At 68.0% G+C, this 4,500-nt stretch carries 4 protein-coding genes; all 4 read left to right on the top strand.

Features of this window, described 5'->3' with window-relative positions; genetic code table 11:
• Window positions 1-104 precede the first annotated feature (104 nt).
• Window positions 105-1,826, top strand: a complete 1,722-nt coding sequence (locus EB084_20145) for a hypothetical protein (GenBank protein ID NDD30578.1) — start codon at window positions 105-107, stop codon at window positions 1,824-1,826.
• Window positions 1,827-1,899: 73 nt separating this feature from the next.
• Window positions 1,900-2,088, top strand: coding sequence for a hypothetical protein (locus EB084_20140; GenBank protein ID NDD30577.1), 189 nt, complete (start codon window positions 1,900-1,902; stop codon window positions 2,086-2,088).
• Window positions 2,085-3,947 (top strand): 3D-(3,5/4)-trihydroxycyclohexane-1,2-dione acylhydrolase (decyclizing), encoded by a 1,863-nt coding sequence (gene iolD / locus EB084_20135; GenBank protein NDD30576.1) that lies wholly within the window; start codon window positions 2,085-2,087, stop codon window positions 3,945-3,947. Before EB084_20140 ends, iolD begins: the two co-directional genes overlap by 4 nt.
• A gap of 181 nt (window positions 3,948-4,128) precedes the next feature.
• Window positions 4,129-4,407, top strand: a complete 279-nt coding sequence (locus EB084_20130) for a hypothetical protein (GenBank protein NDD30575.1) — start codon at window positions 4,129-4,131, stop codon at window positions 4,405-4,407.
• Window positions 4,408-4,500: the final 93 nt, after the last annotated feature.

Raw genomic sequence — 4,500 nt, 5'->3', positions numbered from 1 at the left:
AGCAACCTGGCCCACGTGCTGCGTGACGGCTCTGTCGACGGGGCGTTCAGCCCACAGGGAACTCCCAGGTCAACTGTCTCGCGCTGAGCGGCGACGGCAGCACGTTGTATGTGGGGGGCAACTTCAACATCGTCGGTGGAGAGACCCGTCATGGTCTTGCCGCGGTTGATGTCTCAAGCGGTCTGTTGAAGCCCTGGGATCCGAACGCAAGCAATCTCGTCTACACCATCGCGGTACGCGGTGGCACGGTCTACGCGGCGGGATACTTCACGACCATCGGCGGTCAGAACCGCAATCGCATCGCGGCCATCGACGCCACGACGGGCCTCGCCACGAGCTGGGATCCGAGCGCGAACAACCCCGTTCAATCGATTGCGGTGAGCGCCGATGGAAGCACGGTCTACGCTGCAGGCAGCTTCACCACCATCGGGGGGCAGAGCCGCAATCGCATCGCGGCCATCGACGCGTCGACGGGACAGGCGACCGCATGGAACCCGAATGCGAACGACGTCGTGCAGGCACTCGCGGTGGCCGGCGACGGCAGTAGGGTCTACGCTGCCGGGTACTTCACCACCATCGGCGGCCAGACCCGGAATCGCATCGCGGCTCTCGACGCCGGCACGGGGCTTGCGACCTCGTGGAACCCGAATGCGGACGGCCCCATCAACGCCCTCTCGACGGGCGGGCAGGGAGGTATTGTGTACGCAGGGGGCGAGTTCAGCAGCATCGGGGGACAGACGCGCAGCCGCATCGCAGCGCTCGACGTGTCGTCGGGCCTCGCGACCGCACTGAACCCCAGCGCCAGCGGCGCTGTACGAACCATCGTGGCCAGCGGGGGGAGGGTGTACGCGGGAGGCTATGGCTTCCTGGGGCTCGACCCACAGACGCGGAACCACCTCGCCGCCATCAACGCCGATGGCACGCTCTCGACGTGGAATCCGAACGCCAGCGCGGACGTCAATGCCGTTGTGGTGAGTGGAAGCACCATATACGTGGGGGGGGTGTTCTACTTCATCGGCAGCACGGCCCGCAACTGTCTGGCGGCCATCAACGCTGACGGCACGCTCGCTTCATGGAACCCGAATGCCGACAGCTATGTGCGCACGCTTGCCGTGAGCCCGGATGGCAATACGATCTACGCAGGCGGACAGTTCTACCACATCGGCGCCGTGTCGCGCAAGTATCTGGCCGCCATCGGCACAGACGGCACCCTTGCTTCGTGGAACCCGACACCGGACGCCATCGTCTACGCCCTCGCGGTGAGTGGCGACGGCAGCCGCGTGTATGCGGGGGGGAGCTTCACGCAGATTGGCACCGATACGCGCACCCATCTGGCCGCCTTCAACGCTGATGGCAGCCTGGCCACGTGGAATCCCGCGCCAGACGCCGATGTCTACAGCCTTGCGGTGAGCGGCGACGGCGCCACGGTGTACGCGGCGGGAAGCTTCTACAACATCGGCGGGCAGGGCCGCCACGTGCTCGGGGCGCTCGACGCGACCACCGGCCTTGCCACCGCGTGGAACCCAGGCCCCAACAGCGGTGTCAATTGTCTCTTGATCAAAGGGGGCAAGGTGTACGTGGGGGGAGGCTTCACGAACATCAGTGGGCAGACCCGCAGATATCTCGCTGCGTTCAACGCAGATGGCACGCTTGCCCCGTGGAATCCAGATGCGAACTGGGACGTGTTCTGCCTGGCGGTGAGCGGAGATGGCAGCAATGTATGCGCAGGCGGCATCTTCTCGAGCATCGGGTCTCAGCCCGCGAGCTGCTTTGCCATTCTCGACGCCACGCTGGGCAGCCTGATCTCAAACAAGACGGGGCCGTAGGGGATACGTCGTCGGTATAAGCCCAAATGGGCTTCTAGTGAGGTGCGTTGAGGCACAGTGCCGTGTTGGCGTGGTGTGCTTCGGTTCAGTCCCTCGCAGGGCCGGCGGCGTCCCTCGCAGGGCCGGCGGCGTCCCTCGCAGGGCCGGCGGCGTCCCTCGCAGGGCCGGCGGTGTCCCTCGAAGGGCCGGCGGTGTCCCTCGCAGGGCCGGCGGTGTCCCCCGCAGGGCCGGCGGTGTCCCTCCCCGAACCCGGCCCGCATGAAGACGCAGCGCCTCACCACGGCCCAGGCCCTCATCACGTACCTCACGCAGCAGCACGTCGAGCGCGACGGGCGCCGCCACGCCTTCTTCGCGGGATGCTTCGGCATCTTCGGCCACGGCAACGTGGCGGGCATCGGGCAGGCGCTGCAGCAGACGCCCGAGATGCCCTATCACCAGGCGCGCAACGAGCAGGCCATGGTGCACGCGGCGGCGGCGTTCGCGAAGGTGAGCAACCGCTTGCGCACGTTGGTGTGCACCACCTCCATCGGACCGGGGGCCACCAACATGGTGACGGGGGCGGCGGGGGCCACCATCAACCGCCTGCCTGTGCTGCTGCTGCCGGGCGACACGTTTGCGCGGCGCAACGTGGGGCCTGTGCTTCAACAGCTCGAGTGGCCGCAGAGCCTCGATGTGACCGTGAACGACTGCTTTCGCCCTGTGTCGCGCTACTTCGACCGCATCCACCGCCCCGATCAGCTCATCTACGCGCTGCCCGAGGCCATGCGGGTGCTCACCTCGCCCGCCGACACCGGCGCCGTCACCCTCGCGCTGCCGCAAGACGTGCAGGCCGAGGCGTTCGACTACCCCGCGGTGCTGTTCGAGCCCCGTACCTGGCGCATCGCGCGCCAGCGCCCCGACATCGCGGCCCTGCGCGAGGCAGCGGCCCGCATCTGCGCGGCGAAGCGACCGCTCATCATCGCGGGGGGCGGGGTGTTGTACAGCGAGGCCTGCGAGGCGCTGGGCCGGTTCGCCGAGCGGCACGGCATCCCCGTGGCCGAGACCCAGGCCGGCAAGGGCGCGCTGGCGTTCGATCACCCCATGGCCGTGGGCGCCATGGGCGTCACGGGGACCTTCGCGGCCAATCGCCTGGCCCTCGAGGCCGACCTGGTGATCGGCGTCGGCACGCGCTACAGCGACTTCACGACGGCGTCAAAGAGCGCGTTCCAGAACGACGACGTACGCTTCATCAACATCAACGTTGCCGAGATCGACGCCTTCAAGCACGCCGCGCTTCCCCTGACGGGAGATGCACGGGTGACGCTCGAGGAGCTCGACGAGCTGCTCGAGGGGCTGCAGGCGAGCGCAGCCTGGCGCGCGCGGGCGTCGCGCCTGCGAGCCGAGTGGGATGCCGAGGTGACCCGCATCTACGGCCTGCGCCACGGCCCGCCCATCAGCCAGGGCGAGATCATCGGCCTGGTGGAGGCGGCGTCAGGCCCCCGCGACGTGGTGCTGTGCGCGGCCGGCTCGCTGCCCGGCGATCTGCACAAGCTGTGGCGCACCCGCTCTCCGAACACGTACCACCTCGAGTACGGCTACTCGTGCATGGGCTACGAGATCGCGGGCGGCCTCGGGGTGAAGATGGCCGCCCCCGACCGCGAGGTGTTCGTCATGGTGGGCGACGGATCGTACCTCATGATGAGCAGCGAGATCGTCACCGCCGTGCAGGAGGGCATCAAGCTCATCGTCGTGCTGCTCGACAACCACGGTTTCGCGAGCATCGGGGGGCTCTCCCAGGCGGTGGGGAGCGAGGGCTTCGGCACCCGCTACCGCCGGCGCAACCCCGAGACGGGCCAGCTCGACGGCGAGGTGCTGCCCGTCGACTACGCGGCCAACGCCCGTAGCCTCGGTGTGAACGTCATCGAGGCTCGCACCCACGACGAGGTCGTCGCGGCCCTCTCGGCGGCCAAGGCGGCCGCCGAGACCACCGTCATCGTGGTGCCCGTCGATCGCGAGGCGCGGGTGGGCGGCTACGAGTCGTGGTGGGACGTTCCCATCGCCGAGGTCTCGACCATGCCGTCGGTTCAGCAGGCCCGTGCCGCCTACGCGCAGGCCCTCGACCGGGAGCGGCACTTCATCTAGCGCCGCGTCCATTGCCAACGTGACGGTAGCGTAGAACGTGCGGGACGCGGCACGCGCCGTCTGAACGCTCATCGGCCCCGAGGGAATTCGTGCAACACGCCGGCAACAGCGCGGGTGCATACTCCAGTCATCGACTTCGCCCCCCCGCGCAAGCCAGAATGACAAGAGGAGCACCAATCAAATGAGCACCACCACCGAGTACACCGCCGCCGTCGACCAGGCCACCAAGATGTGGGTCGCCACCATCGACGGGTTCCACAAGGCTCAAGAGCAGAACGAGAAGATCTTCGCCGCCATGCTCGACCACAGCAAGCAGGCCCGGGAAGAGAGCCGCAAGCTGGCCGAGAAGATGATTGCCCAGATCGTCGAGAACCAGAAGCAGATGACGACTCTTGTCGAGGCCGCCACCAAGACGATGACCCAGGCCTTCCGCGTTCCCCAGGGGAGCGAGAAGAAGTAGCCTGCCCCCGCATCGGGCCCGATTCGGGCACGGGAACGCCGCGCGCATCTGCATCGCGGGCGCCCCCGTGCCAGTTTCTCGTTCTGGGCCCTC

It is taken from the genome of Pseudomonadota bacterium (genome assembly GCA_010028905.1).
Lineage (GTDB): Bacteria > Vulcanimicrobiota > Xenobia > RGZZ01 > RGZZ01 > RGZZ01.
Note: the sequence above shows the minus strand (reverse complement) of the source record. Positions and strands in the feature narration are given on the sequence as shown.